The 21,642-nt window shown below is 66.6% G+C and carries 16 protein-coding genes; 8 read left to right on the top strand and 8 right to left on the bottom strand.

The genetic code is table 11. The features are described from left to right. The coding region (locus tag OS124_RS24150; protein WP_010139209.1) for a PAS domain-containing protein at positions 1-476 on the top strand (476 nt) is incomplete at its 5' end. A gap of 50 nt (positions 477-526) precedes the next feature. Here the strand turns inward: OS124_RS24150 and OS124_RS0109065 are convergent. Then, the gene (locus tag OS124_RS0109065; protein ID WP_083834578.1) at positions 527-1,267 is read right to left on the bottom strand and encodes a calcium-binding protein; all 741 of its coding nucleotides are present in this window, start codon (positions 1,265-1,267) and stop codon (positions 527-529) included. Then, complete coding sequence (locus OS124_RS24155) at positions 1,204-3,552, bottom strand: S8 family serine peptidase (RefSeq protein WP_010139212.1); 2,349 nt, start codon at positions 3,550-3,552, stop codon at positions 1,204-1,206. Before OS124_RS24155 ends, OS124_RS0109065 begins: the two co-directional genes overlap by 64 nt. 262 nt (positions 3,553-3,814) lie before the next feature. On the opposite strand from OS124_RS24155, the gene OS124_RS24160 reads away from it, so the two are divergent. Together OS124_RS24160 and OS124_RS0109080 are read left to right on the top strand one after the other, a co-directional pair. Next, positions 3,815-6,427: a calcium-binding protein gene (locus tag OS124_RS24160; protein ID WP_138919477.1), complete on the top strand. Its 2,613-nt coding sequence runs from the start codon at positions 3,815-3,817 to the stop codon at positions 6,425-6,427. A gap of 59 nt (positions 6,428-6,486) precedes the next feature. Next, complete coding sequence (locus tag OS124_RS0109080; RefSeq protein WP_010139214.1) at positions 6,487-7,386, top strand: sulfotransferase family protein; 900 nt, start codon at positions 6,487-6,489, stop codon at positions 7,384-7,386. An 801-nt stretch (positions 7,387-8,187) separates the two neighbouring features. Here OS124_RS0109080 and OS124_RS0109085 read toward each other — a convergent pair. Beyond that, on the bottom strand, positions 8,188-9,450 hold the full coding sequence (locus tag OS124_RS0109085) for a glycosyltransferase (RefSeq protein ID WP_010139215.1): 1,263 nt from the start codon (positions 9,448-9,450) through the stop codon (positions 8,188-8,190). Beyond that, a complete protein-coding gene (locus OS124_RS0109090; RefSeq protein ID WP_168161454.1) occupies positions 9,447-10,541 on the bottom strand; it encodes a glycosyltransferase in 1,095 nt (364 codons plus the stop codon). Before OS124_RS0109090 ends, OS124_RS0109085 begins: the two co-directional genes overlap by 4 nt. Before the next feature lie 260 nt (positions 10,542-10,801). Here OS124_RS0109090 and OS124_RS0109095 point away from each other — a divergent pair, with 260 nt between their 5' ends. Then, positions 10,802-11,842, top strand: a complete 1,041-nt coding sequence (locus OS124_RS0109095; protein ID WP_138919479.1) for a glycosyltransferase — start codon at positions 10,802-10,804, stop codon at positions 11,840-11,842. A gap of 31 nt (positions 11,843-11,873) precedes the next feature. Next, a complete protein-coding gene (locus OS124_RS0109100; RefSeq protein ID WP_010139218.1) occupies positions 11,874-13,142 on the top strand; it encodes a glycosyltransferase family 4 protein in 1,269 nt (422 codons plus the stop codon). Between the two features lie 427 nt (positions 13,143-13,569). Here the strand turns inward: OS124_RS0109100 and OS124_RS0109105 are convergent, their stop codons facing one another. From OS124_RS0109105 to OS124_RS0109115, 3 genes are read right to left on the bottom strand one after another with little or no spacing between them, the layout of a single operon-like run. Beyond that, positions 13,570-15,369 (bottom strand): sensor histidine kinase, encoded by a 1,800-nt coding sequence (locus OS124_RS0109105; RefSeq protein WP_010139219.1) that lies wholly within the window; start codon positions 15,367-15,369, stop codon positions 13,570-13,572. Continuing rightward, complete coding sequence (locus tag OS124_RS0109110; protein ID WP_010139220.1) at positions 15,369-16,550, bottom strand: FIST signal transduction protein; 1,182 nt, start codon at positions 16,548-16,550, stop codon at positions 15,369-15,371. The genes OS124_RS0109105 and OS124_RS0109110 overlap by 1 nt, the downstream gene beginning before the upstream one ends. Positions 16,551-16,585: 35 nt before the next feature. After that, the gene (locus tag OS124_RS0109115) at positions 16,586-17,263 is read right to left on the bottom strand and encodes a response regulator (protein WP_010139221.1); all 678 of its coding nucleotides are present in this window, start codon (positions 17,261-17,263) and stop codon (positions 16,586-16,588) included. 231 nt (positions 17,264-17,494) lie between these two features. Here OS124_RS0109115 and OS124_RS24165 point away from each other — a divergent pair, with 231 nt between their 5' ends. The 3 genes from OS124_RS24165 to OS124_RS0109135 all read left to right on the top strand — a co-directional run bounded on the left by OS124_RS24165 (position 17,495) and on the right by OS124_RS0109135 (position 21,265). Further along, positions 17,495-17,974 (top strand): (2Fe-2S)-binding protein, encoded by a 480-nt coding sequence (locus tag OS124_RS24165; protein WP_010139222.1) that lies wholly within the window; start codon positions 17,495-17,497, stop codon positions 17,972-17,974. Between the two features lie 79 nt (positions 17,975-18,053). Continuing rightward, complete coding sequence (locus OS124_RS0109130; protein ID WP_010139223.1) at positions 18,054-20,420, top strand: xanthine dehydrogenase family protein molybdopterin-binding subunit; 2,367 nt, start codon at positions 18,054-18,056, stop codon at positions 20,418-20,420. A gap of 59 nt (positions 20,421-20,479) precedes the next feature. Beyond that, positions 20,480-21,265 (top strand): FAD binding domain-containing protein, encoded by a 786-nt coding sequence (locus OS124_RS0109135; RefSeq protein WP_010139225.1) that lies wholly within the window; start codon positions 20,480-20,482, stop codon positions 21,263-21,265. Positions 21,266-21,315: 50 nt separating this feature from the next. On the opposite strand, the gene OS124_RS0109140 is transcribed toward OS124_RS0109135, so the two are convergent. Continuing rightward, on the bottom strand, positions 21,316-21,642 hold a 327-nt coding region (locus OS124_RS0109140), incomplete at its 5' end, for a DNA glycosylase AlkZ-like family protein (RefSeq protein WP_010139226.1).

The following is a 21,642-nucleotide window of genomic DNA, read 5'->3' on the forward strand; positions in this document are numbered from 1 at the left end:
CTTCGAATGAGGAACTCCAGGCCTCGAACGAGGAACTGCAAAGCTCGAACGAAGAGCTGCACGCGGTCAACGAGGAGCTGGTCTCGGTCTCGGCCGAGCACGAGCGCAAGATCGAGCTGCTCTCCGAGCTGAGCCGCGACATGGAGCTGGTGCTGGGCTTCATGAAGCTGGGCGTCATCGTGCTGGACGAGGGACTGCGGATCCGCCGCTTCTCGCGATTGATCGGAGAGATCTTCCACATGGAAGAGCATGACGTCGACCGGATGCTGGGCGTGGTCGGGCCGCGACCCGATTTCGTCGACCTGGCGGACCTGGCCCGCGACGTGCTGGACGGTGACCGCTACATCAGCCGCAGCGGGACCTACAACGGTGCCCCGCTCGAGATCCGCTGCTTCCCCTTCGACCGGATGCTGGACGGCCGCCGCATGCGCGGTGTGCTGATGATCTTCTCGGGCGACGAGCTGTTCGGCGCCTGAGGGGCCGCGCCGCACGCGGGTGACCCGTGCGATACCCGGGGCGGGCCGGGTCAGAGGAAGACGAAATCCTCGTTGTGCAGGTCCGACAAGTCGATGCCGGTCAGGGTGACGGTATTGCCCCGTGCATCGGTGATCAGCACGTCACCGCCCTGTTGCACCATGTGATTGGCCAGCAAGTCGGCAAAGTCGGTGATGCCGTTGCCCGTCGCCGTCCCGTTGTCGTAGAACCCGATCCGCTCGGCATCGTTGAGCGCGTCGAAATCGCCGATGGTGTCATGGCCCCAATCGCCGAGGAACTCGAAGTGATCGGCGTTGAAGCCGCCGTAGAGCAGGTCATTTCCCGCCGCCCCCATGATCCGGTCGAAGCCGGCGTTGCCATAGACGGTGTCATCTCCGCTGCCATTGTTGATCTGGTCGTTGCCCAGGCCGCCGAACAGACGGTCGTGACCGGAGCCTCCGATCAGCAGGTCGTCGCCCGAGCCCCCGAACAGCCCGTCATTGTCCAGGCCGCCGTTCAGCGTGTCGTTGCCGGCCTCGCCGAACAGCCGGTCCAGCCCCTGGTCGCCGGTCAACAGGTCGTTTCCCAGTCCGCCGAAGAGGTTGTCGGCCTGGTTGCCGCCCTGCAGGGAATCCTCGCCCGAGCCGCCTTCGAGCCTGTCAAAGCCGCCCTCGCCCCGGATCAGGTCATTGCCTGCGCCGCCATAGGCGCGGTCCTCTTCGGTGCCGGCTAGCAGCGTGTCGGCCCCGGCCCCGCCGTAGAGATAGTCGTTCCCGGCATTGGCGCGCAGCAGGTCGTCCCCCCCGTGCCATGGAGATGGTCGGTGCCCAGCTCTCCGATCAGCAGGTCGTCGCCGCTGCCGCCATGCATCTCGTCCGCGTTCGACCCGCCGTTCAGCGTGTCGTTGCCCGCCTCGCCCCGCAGGGTATCGAAGCCCCCGTCAGCGGTCAGGAGGTCGTCCCCCCAACCGCCCTGAAGAAGGTCGTCCCCGAAGCTGCCGGACAGCGTGTCGGCCCCGGCCCCGCCATAGAGACTGTCATTGCCCTCGGCGCCGCGCAGCATGTCGACTCCGTCGCCACCGCGCAGGATATCATCGCCGCTGTCGCCCAGAAGCAGGTCATCGCCGCTGTCGCCTGACAGCAGGTCCGCCCCGCGCCCGCCTTCGAGCGAATCCGCCCCGCCGCCGCCCGCCAGGCTGTCCGCGCCGCGCCCGGCGAGCAGCAGGTTGTCCGCCTGATTGCCCTCGATGGTGTCGTTGCCGTCTCCGGTCGCGACATGTTCGACCCGGCCCGCCAGCCCGGCCCAGAGCGCGCCCGAGACGCTGAGGCTGGCAGAGCTGTCGCGCAGCGAGGCCAGGATGTCGCCGCTCACCGCGGCGGCGTTGATCCAGTCGCGGGCCCCGTCCGTCATCCGGATATCCCCCCGTGCGGCCTCGCTCGCAGCCAGCGCCAGGAAGTCGTCGGTGAAGGTATAGACCGCGCCATCGCCGATCTGGTGGCCCTCGAAATCCAGGGTGACACCCCGCAGGGTGCCGGTATCCTGCCCCACGCTGTCGGTGATCCGCAGGGTCCAGGTGCCGCCCTCCGTCATGCCGCGCAGCGAGGCGATGCCGAAGGTCCAGTCCTCGTCATAGGCGCCATAGCCCTCCTGCTGCTTCAGCAGGATCTCGTCACCGTCGGGGGTGACCAGCGACAGGGTCAGATCCGCGCTCCAGCTGTGCTGGTAGTCGACCGTCACGTAGAGATGGTCGATGATCATCTCGTCGCCCTCGAGCATGATCGTGACCTCGGTGACGCCCTCGTCCGCAATGTTCACGTCGGTCAGGTCCGAAGCGCTGCGGCTGACCCGATGTGCGCCCGCGTCGGGAAGCATGCGGGTCCATACCTCGGCCATGCGCACCGCGGCATAGGCGTCGATCATGCCGTAGCCGTAGCTGGCCGAGAAGGTCATGCCGCCGCCGTTCCAGGTTGCGGCGCCATTAGCCATCCAGGGCGATTGCTCGTAGCCGCTGGCCGCCGCCCCGTAGGCCGATCCGGTCTGCGCCGCCGAGGCGGCGAGGATGTTCTGCACGTCGGTCCAGTGCAGACCGGGATTCGCCTCCAGCATCAGGGCCACGACGCCCGAGACCACGGGGGTCGCCGCCGAGGTGCCTCCGAAGCTCGAGGTATAGGCGCTGCTGGAATAGCCCGCCGTGCCGCTGCGGTCGGTGGTCACCGAGGCGGCCGGGGCGGCGATCAGAAGGGCATGACCGAAATTGGAATAGGAGGTGACGTAGCCGGTCGAGCCGGTGGCCGCCACCGTGATGATCTCGTGCAGGTTGTTCAGCCCGTCCGCATGGGCACTGCCGAAAATGCCAAGCGCCTCGGCATCGCTGTCGTTGGCATAGTTGCCCGCAGCCTTGGTGATGATCGTGCCCAGCCCGCCGCGCCCGGTCGAGATGGCCACCTCGAGCGCGGCCCGCTCCAGCCCGGCCTGCTTGCCGGGTTCCCCTATGTCGGTATGCTCGGAGTAGCTGGGCAGCGAGCCCCAGGAATTGTTGGTGATGTCGAAGCGGGCCATGTCTTCGAGCACGCCGAGATACTCGGCATAGGTCAGCGTGAAGGCGTCGTTGAGGTAGTCGATCCCGGTCAGGTCGGCGCCATGGGCGATGCCCACGCCGCCCAGTGAGTTGTCGCTTCCGACGATGATCCCGGCAACCGAGGTGCCATGTCCGTCGGTGCTGCCGTTCGGCGCGGCGTCCACGTCCGAGAGCTCCAGCGCGGCGTCGTAGTTGGCCGAGAGATCCTCGTGCCCGGCCTCGACCCCGTCGTCGTAGACGCCGACGGACACTCCGGCGCCGGTATAGTCCTGCCAGACGGCCGTGATGTCGCCGAGCAGGCCGAAGTGCCACTGCGAGGCAAAGAGAGGGTTGTCCGAGGGCGTGGCCGGGCCCGGGGCCACGGGCACCACCCCGATGCCGTCCGACCCCGGGGTTTCGGGCTGGAAGCCGCCGCCCCCCAGCCCGATGCTGCGCGGCCCGGTATCGGAGGGGGCGAGCAGCGTCTTTTCGGCAGGTTGGGTCTCTGGTCTCTGGGGCATGGGCCTCTCCGATCCTCTGACGGGCATGTCGGTCCATGGCTTAGGGTCGGAGCGGTAAACGGGCTGGTTAACTCTGGGCCGCGCAATCCGAAGCCCTTTATCTGCTTGGTTAACCCTTTCGGAACTTTCGCGGGGATTTGAGCCGAAACCGGACCAAGAGCCCTGATTTCGCCATCCTCCCTTCCGCACCCCGACCGCAGTTTGCCGCGACCCTCTCCGGGCTGGCGCCAGCCTGTGCCAAGGCGCCGGCCCGGGGTGAGGGATGAGCATATTGCGTTTCGAAAACAGTGGACTGCTGGACATCGCCGGAAACGGTCGCAGCTGGGGGATCACCGATCTTCTGGTCTGCGAGACCGAGGGCGGCACCCATCTCTATTCGCTCACCCGCGCGGGGGGCGGGGTTTCCGTCTATGCCGTCGGCGAGGGGGCGCCAAAGCTGGTTGAAACCGAAGGACTCTCGGAAAATCTTCTGCAACTCACCGTTCCGGAGCTGGAGCTGATCGAGGTCGGCGGCAAGGTACTGCTGTCGGTCGTCGGGCTGGCGGGGGACCGGATGGAAACCTGGCAGCAGCAGGACAGCGGCATCCTGACCTGGGGCACCGATTTCACCTCCGAGGGGTTCAGCCCCGGCCAGCTGACCGAGGTCGAGGTGCGCGCCACCGGCGACGGCACCTCCTGGGGCTACGGCGCGGTGGCGGGCGGCGGGCTGGTGCGGCTGGACTTCTCGCTGGGCCGGGTCACCGTCACCGAGGTGGCGCGCAGCGGCGGCGGGGTCGGCCATGCGGAAAGCGATCTGCTGATGGTCAGCGTGGGCGGCAACGACTTCGTGGTCGCGACCTATGCCACCGGGGATCTGCTCAGCGTCTACCGGGTCGAAGAGGATGGCGGCCTGTCCCGCACCGCCGAGGTCGGGGCCGGGAACGGCCTCTGGATCGATGCGCCGACGGCGGTGGCCCAGGTCACCTCGGGCGGGGGAAGCTTCCTCGTGCTGGCCTCTGCCGGATCGAATTCGCTGACCGTGATGCAACTGGGGGCGGACGGCAGCGTGACCCCGACGGACCACGTCATCGACGACCTCTCGACCCGCCTCCGGAACATCACCACGCTGGAGACAGTCGAGGTTTCGGGGCGCGCCTACGTGCTGGTCGGCGGCGCCGACGACGGTCTGTCGCTGTTCGAACTGCTGCCGAATGGAGAGCTGTTCCATCACTGCACCATCGAGGACCGCACCGACCTGAGCCTGTCCAACATCACCGCCATCGCCACCGCCCTCTCGGGCGACGTGCTGCGCATCTTCGCCGCGGGCGAGGGCGAAGAGGGCATCACCGCCACCGAGGTCGACCTGTCGCAGCAGGGCGTGGCGCGGCGCGGCGGCGCGGGGGCCGACAGGCTGACCGGCACCAGCCGCGATGATGCGCTGACCGGGGGCGGCGGCGATGACGCGCTGGATGGCGGGGCGGGGAACGATATCCTCGTCGACGGCAGTGGCGCCGACACGCTGACCGGTGGCGCCGGGGCGGATATCTTCGCGCTCTCGGCCGATGGCGAGGTCGACGTGATCGCCGATTTCGAGCTGGGCATCGACCGGCTGGACCTGTCGCGGATCACCCATCACAGCGATCCCTCACGGCTGCTGTTCGTCAGTCGCGAATGGGGCGGAGAGTTCCATGTCGGGGACGAGATCATCCAGATCCGCACCGCTGACGGGCAACCGCTCGAGGCCTCGGACTTCGGCTCTGACCTGCTCTACATGATCTCGCGGCTGTCGCTGGACAGCTACGTGCAGACCGAGGTGGGGTGCTATCTTCAGGGAGGTGACCGTGCCGACCGGCTGCTTGGCGACGGCGCCGACGACACGATCCGCGGCATGGGCGCGGCGGATGAGCTCTACGGCGGTGACGGCGCGGACCGGATCTATGGCGACGGCGGCAACGACCGCGTGCATGCGGGCAATGGCAACGACCTCGTCGAGGGCGGGGATGGCATGGACATCCTGACCGGAGACGCGGGTTTCGACACCCTGCACGGCGGCGCGGGGGGCGATTTCATGAACGGCGGTGGCCAGAGCGACCGGCTGTTCGGCGAGGCCGGCGACGACCGGCTGCTGGGAGAGGGCGGCCAGGACAATCTCTATGGCGGCACCGGCACCGACCGGCTGATCGGCGGCGACCAGAATGACCGGCTCTATGGCGGCGAGGACGGCGACGTGCTGCGCGGGGGCATCCATGAGGATCGTCTCTTTGGCGAGGCGGGGGCGGACCTGCTGTTCGGCGACGGCGGTTTCGACTGCCTCGAGGGCGGGTCCGGTGACGACAGCCTCTATGGCGGCAACCAGGCGGACAACCTCTACGGCGGGGCGGGCGATGACCTGCTGCATGGCGACGCGGGCTTTGACCGGCTGTTCGCCGGCGAGGGCGATGACCTGGCCCATGGTGGCGCCGGCACCGACGCGCTGTTCGGTGAGGGCGGTCAGGACATCCTGAATGGCGGTGCGGACAACGACCGGATCTGGGGCGGCGCGGGCAACGACACGATCCATGGCGGATCGGGCGATGACCAGCTGGCCGGCGGGGCCGGTTTCGACGTGATCGAGGGCGGTGCGGGCGACGACCTGCTGCGCGGCAACTTCAACGCCGATCTCTTCGTCTTCGCCGACGGTTTCGGCAATGACACCATCGGCGACTTCGACGCGCTGAACGACCTGGAAAAGATCGACCTTTCAGGGGTTTCCGGGATCAGAGACTTTGCTGACCTGATGGAGAACCACGCCTTCGACGTCGGCGGGGCGGTCCTGATCGCCGGGGCGGGCTCGGACCAGATCCTGTTGCAGGGCGTTTCGCTTTCCGACCTCGATGAAGGGGATTTCCTGTTCTGATAACCATTCATTCAGCCCTTTGCCCCTAATCTGGCGCGACGGAACGTCAGGAGGCATCCATGGCCGGGCAGGCCCCACCGACACTCTTCGGCCCGCTCTTCCTCAGCGTGGGGGCGATGAAGGCCGGCACGACCTGGCTGTACTCGGTTCTGGAACGGCACCCGCAGCTGCATTTCACCCCCGAGAAAGAGCTGCATTATTTCTATCACCGCTACGTCGACGACCGGCAGCTCGCGGACCCCGTCCGCCTGCGCCTGGCGAAAGAGCGCTATCTGGAAAAGTTCGACCCCGACCGCGCCAATCCCGAGCGGGTGCGCCACAACCTGCACTGGGTTGCGGCCTATCTGTCGCGTCCGGTCGATGACCTTTGGTATCGCGGGTTGTTCACCCGTCCACCCGGGGCGCTTTACGCCTGTGACTTCTCCAACCTCTACGCGCATCTCCCGCAAGAGGCCTGGCCGCGCATCCGCGCCAGTTCGGACCGGCTGAGGGTGATCTACACGATGCGCCATCCGGTTCGGCGATTGTGGAGCCACGTGAAATTCCACCTTCAGATCACCGGCCAGCTTGAGCGGCTTCGGGACTGGACGCCGCAGCAAGTGGACACCTTCCTGAGGCGCGATTTCATCTGGTCCAATGCCGAGTATGGCGCGGCCCTGCGGCGGCTTCGGGCGGGGCTGCCCGAAGACAGCCTGATGCCGTTGTTCTACGAGGATATCCGCAATGATCCGCGTGGGGTGTTGCGACGGATAGAGCGGTTTCTGGGCGTCGATCCCATCGACTATCCCGAGGCCCAGGTGAACCGGCAGGTCAACGCCTCGGCCGCTATCCCGATGCCGGATTTCTTTTCGGACCTTGTTGCAGAGGATGTCGCGAGGATCACTTCCGAGGTCGAGGCCTGCGGATTGCAAGTCCCTGCAAGCTGGCGGGACACCGTGGCCGCGGGCCCGCCGCGCTGACTTGTCGATAGAGGATCGTCCGCCGTGCCGTCCAGCGGTGGCAACCTGTTCCGCTCTGGTGTGGACGACCCGTGTCGGGGAAGCGGAGTGTGTCCCGGTTCGTCGCACGCCGGGTCGGAAACAGACCCTCCGTGCCCGATTGATGCGAAGGCCTGGGCCCGTGCCTTGCTCGTGATGGACGAGGGGCGGGGCAGTATCCTTGCTGGCTGCCTCATTCTGTGCCCGCGCCGGCAAATGACCATCGGATGGGCTGGGATGCCAGGCGGAAGAGAGGCGCGAGAGTATCCCTTTCCGGGCTCGATGCCTGAACATGCGCAGTGCCTTCCGGTGCCCTCTTGCCTCAGGCAGGTGACGCTGGAGCAGGTAGAGGGGCCGCTTCGGCCGCGCAGGCTGCCAGCGATTGCGATGACAAGGCTTTGATTTGCTGAATGTCCAGGCTGTCTGCGGGCCAGCGGGAGCGAGACCTCGCCAAGACCGCGCTTCGCTTGTGGCAACACTCTCGTCCTTCGGAGGGCAATGAAGGGTGGCGTCCGTACCATGGCGCCCACGCAAAGCGTATCGCATTGCCGTGAATGGGGGCGCGTGGTGCGCCTTTGAGCGCGGCGCGGCGCGGCAGAGGACACGAGGCACCAAAGCGCAAGTCACAGCCGGGCGCTCTTGACTTGGTAGGTCCGGCGGATACTGATTTTCAGCCTTTCAGCCTTTCAGCCTTTCAGCCTTTCAGCCTTTCAGCCTTTCAGCCTTTCAGCCTTTCAGCCTTTCAGCCTTTCAGCCCTCCGCCGCGACTTTGCATCGGCACATTCAGGCCGTCCGGCGTTGCCAGCCTTCCTTCCTGCGCGGCCACTGTCCACGTGGTTCGATCAATCCGGCGGTAAGTTGCACGAAGGCTTCGGCCTGGTCACCGAAGCTGGTCACGGGGATGGCCGCAGGAGGTGGACCTGGGCGGTCAAGGGCATGAAGGATCTCCTTCGCCAGACACTCCGGCCCGGCGCCGATCGGCAACAGACGGTCGCGGTCGGGTCCGTCGTGTTCGACCGTGCCACCGCTGTCGGTCTGTATGACCCGGATGCCGCGACACAGGGCCTCGCGTACCGTCAGGCCGAAGGTCTCTTTCCACTGTGAGGGGAAGAGCAAGGTGTCCACCTCGACCCAGAAGTCATCCATCCCCTGCTGGGCGTAGCGCGGCACGACCGTCCATTGCCCCGGCAGGCGCGACAGCTGGATGCCGTCCCACCACCCCCCCTGCGGTGCGCCGTCCACCAGCAGTACCCTGGCGTCCTGACGGCGTAGCGATGCGAAGGCGTCACGCACCAACGGCCAGCCTTTCAGTTGAGAGGGGCCGCCGCAGAAGGCGAAGACATGGGGGCCGCCCCGGGCGCGCCGCCGCGCCTGCGCCTCGGCGAACTGCGGGCCGGGTTGGGTGACACCATTGCGCCAGACTGCATCCCGGTGCGCGAAGATGCCTGATTTGCGCGACAGATCCCTTGCGAAGTCAGACGGATAGGTCACCAGGTCGGCCTGCGCCAGAGCTGCCGAAAGATGGCGGGAGCGTGTCAGGGCCCGCGAGTGGTCCAGAACGCAGCCTTGGCAGTTCTCGATCCTTACCGGGTCCTGGCCGCAGTAGCGTCCGTCGGCCGTGAGCATGAACTGTCGTTCGCAGAGCCACCAGAAATCATGTGTCGACACCACCACGGGCACGCCGGCTTCCCTCGCCGCGCGAATCGGGCCCGTGCCCAACTCCTGCAGGCAATGCAGGTGCAGCAGATCCGGGGCAAGGGCTTGCAGCAGTCGCGCCGCCGCCTCGGTCACGACGGGGTTCGAGTACATTTCCGCATAGGCGCGGCCTGGCGGCAGGTTGATCACGTAGCTTGCGATCGGGCCGGCCTGCATCTTGCGCAGTGCATAGGGTGACAGATCATCGCGGCTGACCGCGGAAAATGCGCTTACCGTCCAGCCGTGACGGTCGTGCAGCCTGCGCGCGACCTCTTCTGCAACGACGGTTGCACCGCCATAGGTGTAGGGAGCGAAAAAGATATTTGCGACAAGGACATGCGGCATCGTCATGCCGCGATCCAGCGCAGCATCTCGGGATCGACCACGGGCAGGTCGAGCCTTGCGGACCAGCGTTGCTCCAGTGTCTGGCGGGCGCGGTTGCCCATGTCACGACAGAGGGCCGGGTCGCGGGCCAGGTCTTCGAGCGCCGAGGCCCAGTCTCTGCCCGGTCCGAGAACGCGCCCCGTGACGCCGTTCTCGACCACGGCCTGCATGTCCGAGACCTTGCCGACAATCGCCGGGACACCGACCGAGGCCGCGTCGATCACCCTTACGCCGCTCTTGCAGCGGTTGAACAGGTCGTCGGCGAGCGGCATCACCGCGACATCGCAACCGGAGAGATGGGTCAGATAGGCGGCATAGCCGGTGAAAGGGTGACACTCGACCTGCTGTCGCAGGGCCTGGGGCAGATGCTTGCGATCGAAATGCCCAAGGATCACCAGGCGCCGTCGTGAATCCCCTGCGAGAAAGCGCGCCAGATCGCGTGAAACCTCGGCAAAATCGATTTCGTGCCCGCGGGACCCGCTGGCGAAGCAGACACGGAACGCGTCCCCCGCACGCGGTCCATTGGGCTGCGGGGCCCCCAGCGTCGCGAGGTCTGCGAAATTGCGCCTGAGAAAGACAGGCCGGCAGGTGAAGTCTCGGGCATGTTCCTGCAGGGCAGGGGTCGAGACGCTGACCGCATCGGCAATGTTCATCATCTCGGCGTAGAAGGGCGCCTCCGCCAGGAAACCCTGCAGCATATCGCCGGGCAGGGCGGCCATGTTGCCGTAACCCGCATAGGCGGGGATCGAGAACAGCGGATCGTCGATGTCGTAGAGGACCGGCAGGCGCAGCCGGCGCGCCTCGTAGAGGTGTCGGGTGACGATGGGGGAACCGCGCAACCGGTAGAGCAACAGGTGCGTGGCATCCTGCAGGATATCCATGCAGCGCGGCAGGTCCTCATAGTGGGCGAAGATGTATTCGGCGCCCGCTTCGTGAAAGATCTCGGCCAGCTGCTCGACCCGGTACTTGCGGCACTGCGGCAGGTTGAGGTCACCGATCAGGGCGACCTTGCGCCGTTGTGCAAGGCGTGGCGGGGCAGCGACGCGGAATCCGGACATCCTGGCGCTTTCCAGCCAGAAACTCTGCACCTCCGCGCCGCCCTGAAAGGCAAGCGACCCGGTAATGCCGGGTGTGATCGAGGATGCCTGGCCGCGCCGCGCCATCCCAAGCCAGAGCAGGCTGCGTGACCAGGTCCTCGCCCAGCCGTCGTCCCGCAGGGACTGCCGAAAGCGCCTTGCCAGGCGCAGGCAATATGTGAGTCGTCGCATCGGCCCCATCATCCCTTCAGGATCATCCCCGGGGTGATAGGGCCGCCAAGGTGAAGGAAGAGTGTACGTGGGCGGAATTTCTCTCGGGTGTTCGATCACGGCTTGTTAAGGGCGCGCAGGGCAGGATCCGGGGGAATCGGGCCTTTCGGTCCGCGACCGGAGGGATGTCGATGCTGATCCTTATGGGCCTGCGCAACGGGGCCAAGCACCTTGAGCCGCAACTGGCCAGCCTGCTGACCTGTGGGCTTGACGCGTGGGAGCTGCGGGTCAGTGATGACCGGTCCAGAGATGCCGGGCCGCAAATCCTCGAGGGTTTCGCGACCGCCTTGGGGAATGGGCCCCGGCGGGTGCTGATGACCGAAGGGCCTGGGCGGGGTTTTGCGGCCAACTACATGCAGTTGCTCGCCAATCTTCCCGAAGTCCCGGGGCCGGTTGCGCTGGCGGACCAGGATGACATCTGGCTGCCGGATCGCCTTGCCAGGGCACTGCGGCGGCTGAACCGCGTGCCGGGGCGATTGCCTGCATTCACCTTTGCCGCGCGTCTGGACTGGGATCCGGAAACTGGTCGGATGACCCCTTCGGCCCGGATGAAACGGCGTCCCGGATTCGCCAATGCCCTGGTCGAGAACATCGCCTTCGGCAACACCATCGTGATGAACGGCGCCGCGGCACGCCTGGCACGACAAGCAGCTCCACTGGCGCAGGGGATCTATGCCCATGACTGGTTCCTCTACCAGCTGCTGACGGGCGCTGGTGCGCTCTGTCTGCCCGAGCCGCGCCCGGCTCTTCTCTATCGCCAGCATGGCGGCAACGCGATCGGGGCAGGGGGCGGGCCGATGGATTGGTTCGAGCGAAAGTTGGGCGTTCTACAGGGGCTCTATGCCCTGCGGGTCGACGCTCAGCTGACAGCCCTCGAACGCTGCCAGCATTTGCTTCTGCCCGAGAACCGCGCACTTCTGGCGCTGTTCCGGCGCGGGCGCGCGCAGGGACCTGTGGGACGGCTGCGGAAGCTGCGTGAAGCGGGTCTCTACCGGCAGGGGTGGCAGGGCAATCTGGGATTCTGGGGGGCGGCGATCCTTGGCAAGGTCTGATGCAGAGCCAGCTTCGCCCGGAGTGAAAGTGATGCTTGTCGGCGGAGACGGCGGCCGGAGCGGTGTGCCGCGGCATCTGGAACTGCTGCTGCGCGCCTGCAGGGGGCAGGCCCGGTTCGTGGTATTGTCCGAACGGGACCGTGGTGGCTTCGGCTTTCTGCGACGCGGGGCGATACGGCATATCACCCTGCCCGGTCTGGCGACCAACCTGTCGCCCCGACGTATCCTGTCGACAGCGCGAATGCTGTCCGGGCTGATCCGCCGAGAAACCCCGGATCTGGTCTGGGCTCATGCCAGGATGGCCGTTGTACTGCTGCACCTGCTGGTGATCGCGGGGGTTTTTCGCCGACTGCCGGGCACGGCGATTGCCATCACCTACCACGGGCTGCCCTTCGGGCCGGGCCATCGTTGGCTGGCTTCGGCGCTGGCCCTGCAACTGGAGCGGATGTCGCTGTGTCGCGGTCCCGAGCGTTGCCTGATCTTCCTCTCCAGCGCGGCCCTGGCCGAGTATCAGCGATCCGTTGGACGGGCATATTGCGTGAGGCACCGGCTTGCGGTGTTGGGAAACTCCTCGGATGTCGGCCCCTTGCCGGGGCTGCCTCCGGCGGACGGGATCCGGCGTGTCCTGGTCACGGGACGGGTGTCGCGGCAGAAGAACCTGGACCGAGCGCTGCGGATATTCTCGGCGCTTCCGGGCTGCTACAGGCTGGTGCTCTGCGGAGAGGGCACCGACAGTTACCGGTTTCGAAAGCGCGCGCGCAGGATCGTCGGGGCCCATGCGCTGCGCCGGATCGACTTTGCCGGTCCGGTCGAAGACGTAAGGCCTCTTCTCGCGGTATCGGATTGCTTCCTGCTGACCTCGCTTTACGAGGGGTTGCCGATCGGGGCGCTCGAGGCTTTCGAAGTCGGTTTGCCCCTGGCGCTGTCGGACATTCCCGGTCACCGTGACCTGCTCGAGGCACACCCGAAAGCCGTCAGGTTGAGCGATGCCGCGGCGCCTGAGGCAGCAGTCGAGGATGCGCTACGACTCGTCGGACTTGCGGAAGAACACGGGTGGAATCCGTTCCGGCACCGTGCCCTGTGTCGCGCAGCCTGGGCGCGCCGGTTCGGATTCTCTGCGTGGGCGGAGGGGATGCAGACCCTGCTGGGGGCGCTTCTGCCGCCTGCGGCAGGCGCGGCGGAAACGCCGCTTCCTCTTTGTCCCGATCCGCCGGCGGCTGTTGATCCTGCGTCACGGGTCCTGCCATTTCCGGTGACGTCGGCGAGGTCTCCGGGACCGCAGTCCAGGCCTGGTCAATAGGGGCAAAGCCCAGAGTTCGTGCATGACGGGAAAGGCCGGCTGCACGTTCCCTGCGGGGGGGGAGCTCCATCTTTGAAGAGACACTTGAGGGAGCCGCATTGCGCCGAAGGTTCGGCAATCCGAGGCTGGTCGATCGCGGGTGCCAGGAACGGCGTGGGGCATTTGGTCCGCTGCGTCGGGAGCAGTGTCGTGGAATGAGGTGGAAGCAGCCCTGGCAGACGATGCGGTGGTTGCTTCTGATGTGCGTGCCGCTGGCTGATAGATGAAAGCTTGTCCATTGCGGCGGCTCTTGCCGGTGAAACTCCAGACGAGCGCTGATCGGGGGGGCATCCGAGCACTGCATCCACCAGACCTGCGCCCGGTGCGATCCGTTCCGGGCTGGCCGAGCGGCCTGGCGGGCAAAGGTCCGACCGGGGCCGGCATGGTGTCAGGTGGTCCGACCCTCGTAGCGCTGGACGGGCAGCGAGACCGCAAAGCGGGTGCCCTTGCCCACGGTCGACGTGAGCAACAACTCGTGATCCAGCAAGGCGCAGGCGCGTTCGACAATGGCAAGGCCCAGCCCCATGCCCTCGGCGGCGCTGGCCGCGGAGTCCAACCGCTTGAATTCGAGAAAGATCTCCCTCTGACGCTCCTCCGGAATGCCGGGACCGGTGTCGATCACCTCGACACTGACCGTGTCCCCGCGTCGCCGCGCCCCCATCAGGACTGTGCCGTCGCGGGTGTAGCGGACGGCATTGGTCAACAGGTTCTGAAGGATCCGTCGCAGGTAGGTCGGATCGCTGGCAACCACCGCCGACGAGGGCACGACCCGCAGCCGCAGCCCCTTGGCGCGGGCCTCTGGCCCCAGTTCATCCGCCAGTTGTTGCATCAGTCGAGACAGCGGCACATTGCCCACGTGAACCTCGCTCCGACCGGAATCCAGTCGCGAGATGTCGACCAGCGCATCCATCAGATGCTCGACGTTTTCCAGCGCGCGGCGGGCCTTGCCAAGGATCGGGGCGGCGCCGGTGGTGGCATCGGCCTCGGCGGAGGCGAGGAACAGCTTCGCCGCCGACAGGGGTTGCAGCAAATCATGACTGGCGGCGGCGACGAAGCGGGATTTCGTCTCATTTGCCAGGGCGGCCTCTTCCAACGCCGCTTCCAGCTCTTCCGTCCGCTCGGAGACCCGCGCCTCGAGCGCCTCGTTGAGGTGGCTCAGCGCGCGCACGGCCTCGCGTTCGTTGGTCAGGTCGGTGAAGCTGAAGACGAAACCGCGGTCGGGCATCTCCTGGGCAAAGACGCCCAGGGTAAAGTCGCCTTCGCGCAGAATCTCGAAGCTGAGCGGCGGGCGGCCGTCATGGCGCCGGGTCCAGGCGCGGATCGTCTCGGCTTCGATGCCGTCGGCAAAGTCGAAGCTGCCTTCCATCCAGTCAACCAGCTTCTCGGCGTGGATGCCCATGTAGAACATGCGTAGCGGGAAGGCGAGCAGCTCTCCCACGCGGCGATTCCAGCCGACAAGGCGCGACTGGCGGTCAAAGATGCAGATGCCCTGGTCGAGGTGTTCCAGCGTCGCGCGGATCAGCCTGGCCTGGTCGTCCAGCATGCGTTCGCGTTCCTGCCGTTCGATCCGCATGATGTCGGTGACATCGGTCTGCAGGATCACGGTGCCGCCGTCGGGGGTGCGGTGTTCACTGACCTGCACCCAGCGGTTCCAGTTCAGCCGCACGTTCAGCAACACGTTGCGATCATTGTGCCGGGTCATCCGCCGCCGCCGCCACTCGTCCCGGGACTCGCCCGGAGGCAGCGTCAGATGCGGCGAGCGCGAGACGATGTCGACATAATCGGTATAGCTCAGGCCCGGGGCCAGGGCCGCGCGCACATCCGGCATATGCATGCCGAAACGCGAGTTGGACAGGATCAGCCGCGCATCCTGGCTGAACAGCGCGAAGCCGCCCTGCACGGCCTCGATCGCATTGATCAGGTTGGCCCGGGCGGCCTCTTTCTCGCGGTAGGCGGCGGCGAGGCGTTCGTTCGAGGTATTGAGCAGATCGAGCGTGTCTTCCAGCTCTTGCGTGCGCTTCTGCACTTCCTGTTCCAGCAGTGAGGCCCGCTGGAACTGCGCATAGGCCACGTCCGAGGTGTCGACCTTCTGCTCGACCCGACGCATCAGCGCCTCGGCGATGCGCATCAGCCGGGCAATCTGGGCGTCTGCGGGCTGCGAGATATCGACCAGGTCCTCAATCGCCATCAGCGGCCGATCCTGACCGAGCCGGGCGCGTAGAAGGCGATCCCGGTCATCGTGTTGTTGACATGCATGCCGCCCTGCTGCTCGCCCAGGGTCGAGAAGCCCCGGACCCGGCGCCGGGTCAGGATCCGCGACAGGGCGATCAGGCGGTTGCCGCGCTCGGCCTCGAGGCGACGCAGGTACGAGTCGAAGCAGAGGATCATCTCGGGCGGGGTGGGCAGGGACAGCGTTGTCAGCTCGCGTTCGAGATGCATCACCATTTCTTCGCCGGCGGCGACCGTCAGCACCATGCCCTCGCCCATCGCAGAGTGGAATTGCAGGGCGCCGTCAGCGGTCACGCCGCGGATCGCCCGCACATGGTGGTCAGCGCCGACACGCACCACCAGGGGATTGGCCGCGAAGTCCCGGTCGCTCAGGCGGGTGGGATCGAGCCGCAGCAGGCGGGCATATTCCGCTGCCGCTGGAACACCGTTGATTTCCAGCGCCAGCCGCAGCTCGGGGTCGGCGCGGGTGATGACCATGCGCCGGTTCGTCGGGTGGAAGTGATCACTTCGGAAGGTTCTTATCGGGCAGCGGCTCCGCACCTGCAGCAGGGTGGCACGAAAGCCTGCCCCGTCGCTGCCGAAGATCACCGGGCCCTGCCGGTTCTCCGGGCAACCGACCGAGGCGCCGACAAGCGGGACGGGACCGAGTGCCGAGGCGACCCGCGACATGATCGCATCTTCGCGCATCGTGCTGCCGTCGATCAGCAGGATCGCGAACTCGTGCGGCCAGTCAGGGGCCTCGCGGGTCAGGCGTGCACGGGCGGAGAGCGTCTTGCGCACCAAAGCGCTGGTCGACATCGCCTCGCTTTCGGTCAGGGTCATGGCCGAGGTGCGGAAATGGCTGCGCGGCAGGCCGAGGCCCAGAAGCTTCCCGGTGGCGTAGCCGGTGCCGTCGATCTCGCCAAAGGTGGTACAGCCGACGACGCGGGCGGGGCGAAACAGATCGCCGACCTCGCCGGCGATGGCCGCGACCTCGGGCTGGGGCGCGGCAAAGAGAAGAACACAGTCGAGGTCATCGCGCCCAAGCCGTTCGGCCAGTACCTGAGCGGCCTTCGGCATCGAGATATCGACCGAAGCGCTTCTGATGAGTCCCTGCTTGCCCTGCAGCCCGAAGGCTGCCGTGCTGGCGCTAGTGTCCATTGTCGTCTCCCCCCGCGAGAGCGCGTGTCTTCAGCCTATCCTTCTTTCTGCAAAACGTGTCCGAAACTTGTCTCGCTGGCCAGCAGGGCGGCCTGGGTGCGGCTCTGTACCCCCAGCTTTCGCATGATCGCCGTGACATGGGCCTTCACCGTGGTCTCGGCGATGGAAAGTTCGTAGGCGATCTGCTTGTTCAGCATTCCGGCGCGGATCAGGTCGAGAATCCGCGACTGCTGCTGGGTCAGCGTGGCCATCCGCCCCAGCACCTCGTCGCGCCGGACCGCCTCGCTGTTCTCGCCATCGCCGCTATCCAGGTAGCCCTCCGGTACGTAGCCCTCGCCGCGCCGCAGCCGGTCGAAGGCGGTGCGAAAGACCTCGCGGTCGCTGTGTTTCGGCACATAGCCGACGGCGCCGGCCCTGAGCGCCGAGGTGATCATCCGGTCCTCAGAGATCGACGAGACCACCACCACCGGCACCCCGGCGGCATTGCGCAGCCGCACCAGACCGTCCAGCCCGGTCACGTCGGGCAGGTTGAGATCCAGCACCACCACATCCGGCACCCCGTCACGTTGCAGTGAAGCGAGGGCCTCTTGCAGTGTTGCAGCCTTGCGTATTTCCCCGATCCCGGCAACGCTGCGAAGCGTCAGGGCTAGGGCGTCACAGAACAGCGGATGGTCGTCGACGACCAGTGCTGTGTCCAAACGATTGTGATTCATGGCGCGTCCCCCGCCTTCGACACAACGACTTTACAGTGTGCGCGAGAGTTTTGGAAAAGATCCGACTCTCATCAGCGTCACCTTACAACCTATCCGTGCCGTGACAATCGTGCTCCGGTGATTTACGACTTTAGTCCTATGGTTTCGGGCTCCATCGCGGGCCTAGCCTTCAATCAGGCAGCAGGATCAGCGGTTGGGAGGCCGCTTCCGATGCCACCTAGGGAGGAAGCAATGAAACTGAAGATGCACGTCAATGGCCGCGAGGTCACGGGCGAAGCCGAAGGGCGTACCCTGCTCTCGGCCTTCCTGCGCGACGGTCTTGGACTGACTGGCACCCATATCGGATGCGATACCAGCCAGTGCGGCGCCTGTACGGTGCACGTGAACGGACGGCAGGTGAAATCCTGCACGATGTTCGCCATCGAAGCCGATGGCGCCGAGGTCACCACCATCGAGGGCATGGAGAACGCCGACGGATCGCTGTCGGTGCTCCAGCAGGCCTTCCAGGACCACCACGGGCTTCAGTGCGGTTTCTGCACCCCCGGCATGGTCATGGCCGCGGCGGCCCTGCTGCGCGAGATCCCGCAGCCGACCGAGGCGCAGATCCGCGCCCACCTGGATGGCAACATCTGCCGCTGCACCGGGTACCACAACATCGTGAAGGCGATCCTGGCGGCCTCGGGCCAGCCGGTGGCGATGGCTGCGGAATAGCAGCCGCGGCGGGGCCGCGGGAGGCGCGCCCCGAAGGGTGCGTGCGCGCACGCACCTCCTTGAAACGGGAGGAGAGACCATGCCCAAGGACGGCATCGGCGCCAGCATCAAGCGGCGCGAGGACCCGCGGTTCCTGACCGGACGCGGACGCTATACCGACGACATCAACCTCAACGGCCAGGCCCATGTGCACTTCCTGCGGGCCGATGTGGCCCACGCGGTGCTGAACGGCATCGACACCTCGGCTGCCGCGGCCATGCCCGGCGTGCTGCGGATCTTCACCGCCGCCGACTTCTCGGGCGTGGGGGGGCTGCCCTGCGGCTGGCAGGTGACCGACCGCCACGGCCAGCCCATGCAGGAGCCAAAACACCCGATCATGGCCGAGGGCAAGATCCGCCACGTGGGCGAGATCCTGGCCGCCGTCGTGGCCGAGAGCGTCGAGCAGGCCCGCGATGCGGCCGAGGCGATCGAGGTCGACTACGACGAGCTTCCCGCCGTCATCGACATGAAGGCCGCCTGTGCCGAGGGCGCGGTGAAGGTGCACGACGACCTTACCTCGAACCTCTGCTACGACTGGGGCTTCGTCGAGGAAAACAAGGCCGCCGTGGATGAGGCCTTCGCCAGCGCCGCCCATGTCACCACGCTGGAGCTGGTCAACAATCGCCTTGTCGCCAACCCGATGGAACCCCGCGTGGCCATCGGCGACTACGCGCTGCACGACGACAGCTCGACCCTCTATACCACCTCGCAGAACCCCCATGTGATCCGTCTGCTGATGGGGGCCTTCGTCCTCGGCATTCCCGAGCACAAGCTGCGCGTGGTGGCGCCGGATGTCGGCGGCGGCTTCGGCACCAAGATCTTCCACTACGCGGAAGAGGCCTTTTGCACCTTCGCCGCCAAGCAGTTGCGGCGGCCGGTGAAATGGACCTCGACCCGCTCCGAGGCCTTCATCAGCGATGCCCATGGCCGCGACCACGTGACGAAGATCGAGCTGGCCCTGGACAGCGAGCACAACTTCATCGCCCTGCGCACCGACACCTATGCGAACATGGGCGCCTACCTGTCGACCTTCGCACCCTCGGTGCCGACATGGCTGCATGGCACGCTGATGGCTGGGAACTACCGCACGCCGCTGATCTACGTGAACGTGAAGGCGGTGTTTACCAATACCGTGCCCGTCGATGCCTACCGCGGCGCCGGCCGCCCGGAGGCGACCTTCCAGCTCGAGCGCGTCGTCGACAAGGCGGCGCGGGAGCTGGCGCTCGATCCGGCAGAGCTGCGGCGGCAGAACTTCATCCGCAAGGACCAGTTCCCCTACGCCACGCCTGTCGCCGTCGAATACGACACCGGCGACTACGAGGCGACGCTGGACAAGGCGCTTGCCATGTCTGACTACGCCGGATTCGACGCCCGCCGGCAGGAGTCCGAGGCCAGGGGCAAGCTGCGCGGCATCGGGCTGTCGCATTACATCGAGGCCTGCGGCATCGCGCCCTCGAACCTTGTCGGCCAGCTGGGCGCCCGCGCGGGGCTTTATGAATCCGCCACCGTTCGGGTCAATGCCACCGGTGGCATCGTGGTGATGACCGGCAGCCATTCCCATGGCCAGGGGCACGAGACCTCCTTCCCGCAGGTGATCGCCGAGATGATCGGCATCGCTCCGGATCAGGTCGAGATCGTCCATGGGGACACGGCGAATACGCCAATGGGGATGGGCACTTACGGGTCGCGGTCGATCGCCGTCGGGGGCTCGGCCATGGTCCGGGCAACCGAGAAGATCATCGCCAAGGCTAAGAAGATCGCCGCCCACCTGATGGAGGCCGCCGAGGCCGATATCGAGTTGAAGGACGGCGCCTTCACCGTTGCGGGCACCGACAAGTCGGTGGCCTGGGGCGATGTGACCCTGGCGGCCTATGTGCCGCACAACTACCCGCTGGACGAGATCGAACCGGGGCTGGAAGAGACCGCCTTCTACGATCCGGCGAACTTTACCTACCCCTCAGGGTGCTACATCTGCGAGGTCGAGGTGGATCCCGACACCGGCCGGGTCGAGGTGCAGAGCTTCACCGCCGCCGATGATTTCGGCAATGTCATCAACCCGATGATCGTCGCGGGGCAGGTCCATGGCGGGGTCGGGCAGGGCATCGGCCAGGCGCTGCTGGAGAACTGCGTCTACGATGGCGACGGCCAGCTGCTCTCGGCCAGCTACATGGACTACGCCATGCCGCGCGCCCGTGACCTGCCGATGATCGCGGTGGACCACTCGTGCTGCACCCCCTGCACCCACAATCCTTTGGGGGTGAAGGGCTGCGGCGAGGCCGGGGCCATCGGCTCTCCGCCGGCGCTGGTCAATGCGGTGGTGGACGCCCTGCATCGGGCCGGGAAAGAGGTGAGTCATATTGACATGCCGCTGTCGCCCGCCAGAGTCTGGGCAGCGATGAATGGCTGAACCGTCAGCGGCAGCGCGGGGCCAGAGGGCCCCGCAGCGACTGAACTGGGAGAGACGTGATGTATAATTTCGACTTCGTGAGACCCGCGACGGTAGACGAGGCCCTGGCGGCCCTGGCCGATGAGGATGCACAGCCGCTGTCGGGTGGGCAGACGCTGATTCCCACGATGAAACAGCGGCTCAATGCGCCCTCTGCGCTGGTCAGCCTGCTGGGCATCGAGGCTCTGAAGGGGGTGAAGACCTCTGACGGCACGATCGAGATCGGCGCGGCCACCACCCATGCCGATGTTGCGGCGCAGGCCACCGGCTATCCGGCGCTGGCCGCGCTGGCTGGCGGCATCGGCGATCCGGCGGTACGCAATCGTGGCACCATCGGCGGCAGCCTCGCCAACAATGACCCCGCGGCATGCTACCCGGCTGCGGTTCTCGCCTCGGGCGCCACCGTCGTCACCTCGGGGCGCGAGATCGCGGCGGACGACTTCTTCGACGGCATGTTCACGACCGCTCTCGAGCAGGGCGAGATCATCACAGCCGTGAAGTTCCCGGTGCCCCAGGCCGCCGCCTATATGAAGTTCGAGCAACCCGCCTCGCGCTTCGCGCTTTGCGGCGTCTTCGTGGCGAAATACGCCGAAGGGGTTCGCGTCGCCGTCACCGGCGCCTCGGAAGACGGCGTCTTCCGCTGGTCCGAGGCCGAGGCGGCGCTGTCCGCGACCTTCTCCGCCAGCGCACTGGAGGGCCTTTCGCTGTCTGCCGAGGGCATGATGACCGACCTGCACGGCACCGCCGAGTATCGCGCCCACCTGGTCAAGGTCCTGACCGGCCGTGCTGTCGCATCCGCCAGCTGACCGGCCCCTGCTGCTTGCGTAGGGTGGGTGAGAACCCACCTTGCCTGGCCCTACTTCGGCTCGGCTAGCCAGTCCGGGCCGAAGATCACCTGATCCAGGCCGGCGAAACGTGCGACACGGTCCAACTCGGCCTCCAGCCGCTGCAGTCGCCCTTTCCCGAAACTGACACCGCGTTCCGGCCACAGACGCGTCACCCGCAGCGCACCACTATCCCGTTCCGCCTTCATGTCGATACGACCAACCAGGCGCTCTCCCTCGAGCAGTGGGAAGACGTAGTAGCCGTAGATGCGTTTCGGCTCCGGTACGAAGATTTCGATCCGGTAGTGGAAGCCGAAAAGCCGTTCGGCCCGCTTGCGATCGCGCAGTGCCGGGTCAAA

It is taken from the genome of Oceanicola sp. S124 (assembly GCF_000220565.1).
Lineage (GTDB): Bacteria > Pseudomonadota > Alphaproteobacteria > Rhodobacterales > Rhodobacteraceae > Pseudooceanicola.

Bases quoted from the DNA above. Each gene is read 5' to 3' on its own strand.
- OS124_RS24155 (WP_010139212.1), bottom strand. From the start codon at position 3,552: ATGCCCCAGAGACCAGAGACCCAACCTGCCGAAAAGACGCTGCTCGCC.
- OS124_RS24160 (WP_138919477.1), top strand. From the start codon at position 3,815: ATGAGCATATTGCGTTTCGAAAACAGTGGACTGCTGGACATCGCCGGA.
- OS124_RS0109080 (WP_010139214.1), top strand. From the start codon at position 6,487: ATGGCCGGGCAGGCCCCACCGACACTCTTCGGCCCGCTCTTCCTCAGC.
- OS124_RS0109085 (WP_010139215.1), bottom strand. From the start codon at position 9,450: ATGACGATGCCGCATGTCCTTGTCGCAAATATCTTTTTCGCTCCCTAC.
- OS124_RS0109090 (WP_168161454.1), bottom strand. From the start codon at position 10,541: ATGTCCGGATTCCGCGTCGCTGCCCCGCCACGCCTTGCACAACGGCGC.
- OS124_RS0109100 (WP_010139218.1), top strand. From the start codon at position 11,874: ATGCTTGTCGGCGGAGACGGCGGCCGGAGCGGTGTGCCGCGGCATCTG.
- OS124_RS0109105 (WP_010139219.1), bottom strand. From the start codon at position 15,369: ATGGCGATTGAGGACCTGGTCGATATCTCGCAGCCCGCAGACGCCCAG.
- OS124_RS0109110 (WP_010139220.1), bottom strand. From the start codon at position 16,550: ATGGACACTAGCGCCAGCACGGCAGCCTTCGGGCTGCAGGGCAAGCAG.
- OS124_RS0109115 (WP_010139221.1), bottom strand. From the start codon at position 17,263: ATGAATCACAATCGTTTGGACACAGCACTGGTCGTCGACGACCATCCG.
- OS124_RS24165 (WP_010139222.1), top strand. From the start codon at position 17,495: ATGAAACTGAAGATGCACGTCAATGGCCGCGAGGTCACGGGCGAAGCC.
- OS124_RS0109130 (WP_010139223.1), top strand. From the start codon at position 18,054: ATGCCCAAGGACGGCATCGGCGCCAGCATCAAGCGGCGCGAGGACCCG.
- OS124_RS0109135 (WP_010139225.1), top strand. From the start codon at position 20,480: ATGTATAATTTCGACTTCGTGAGACCCGCGACGGTAGACGAGGCCCTG.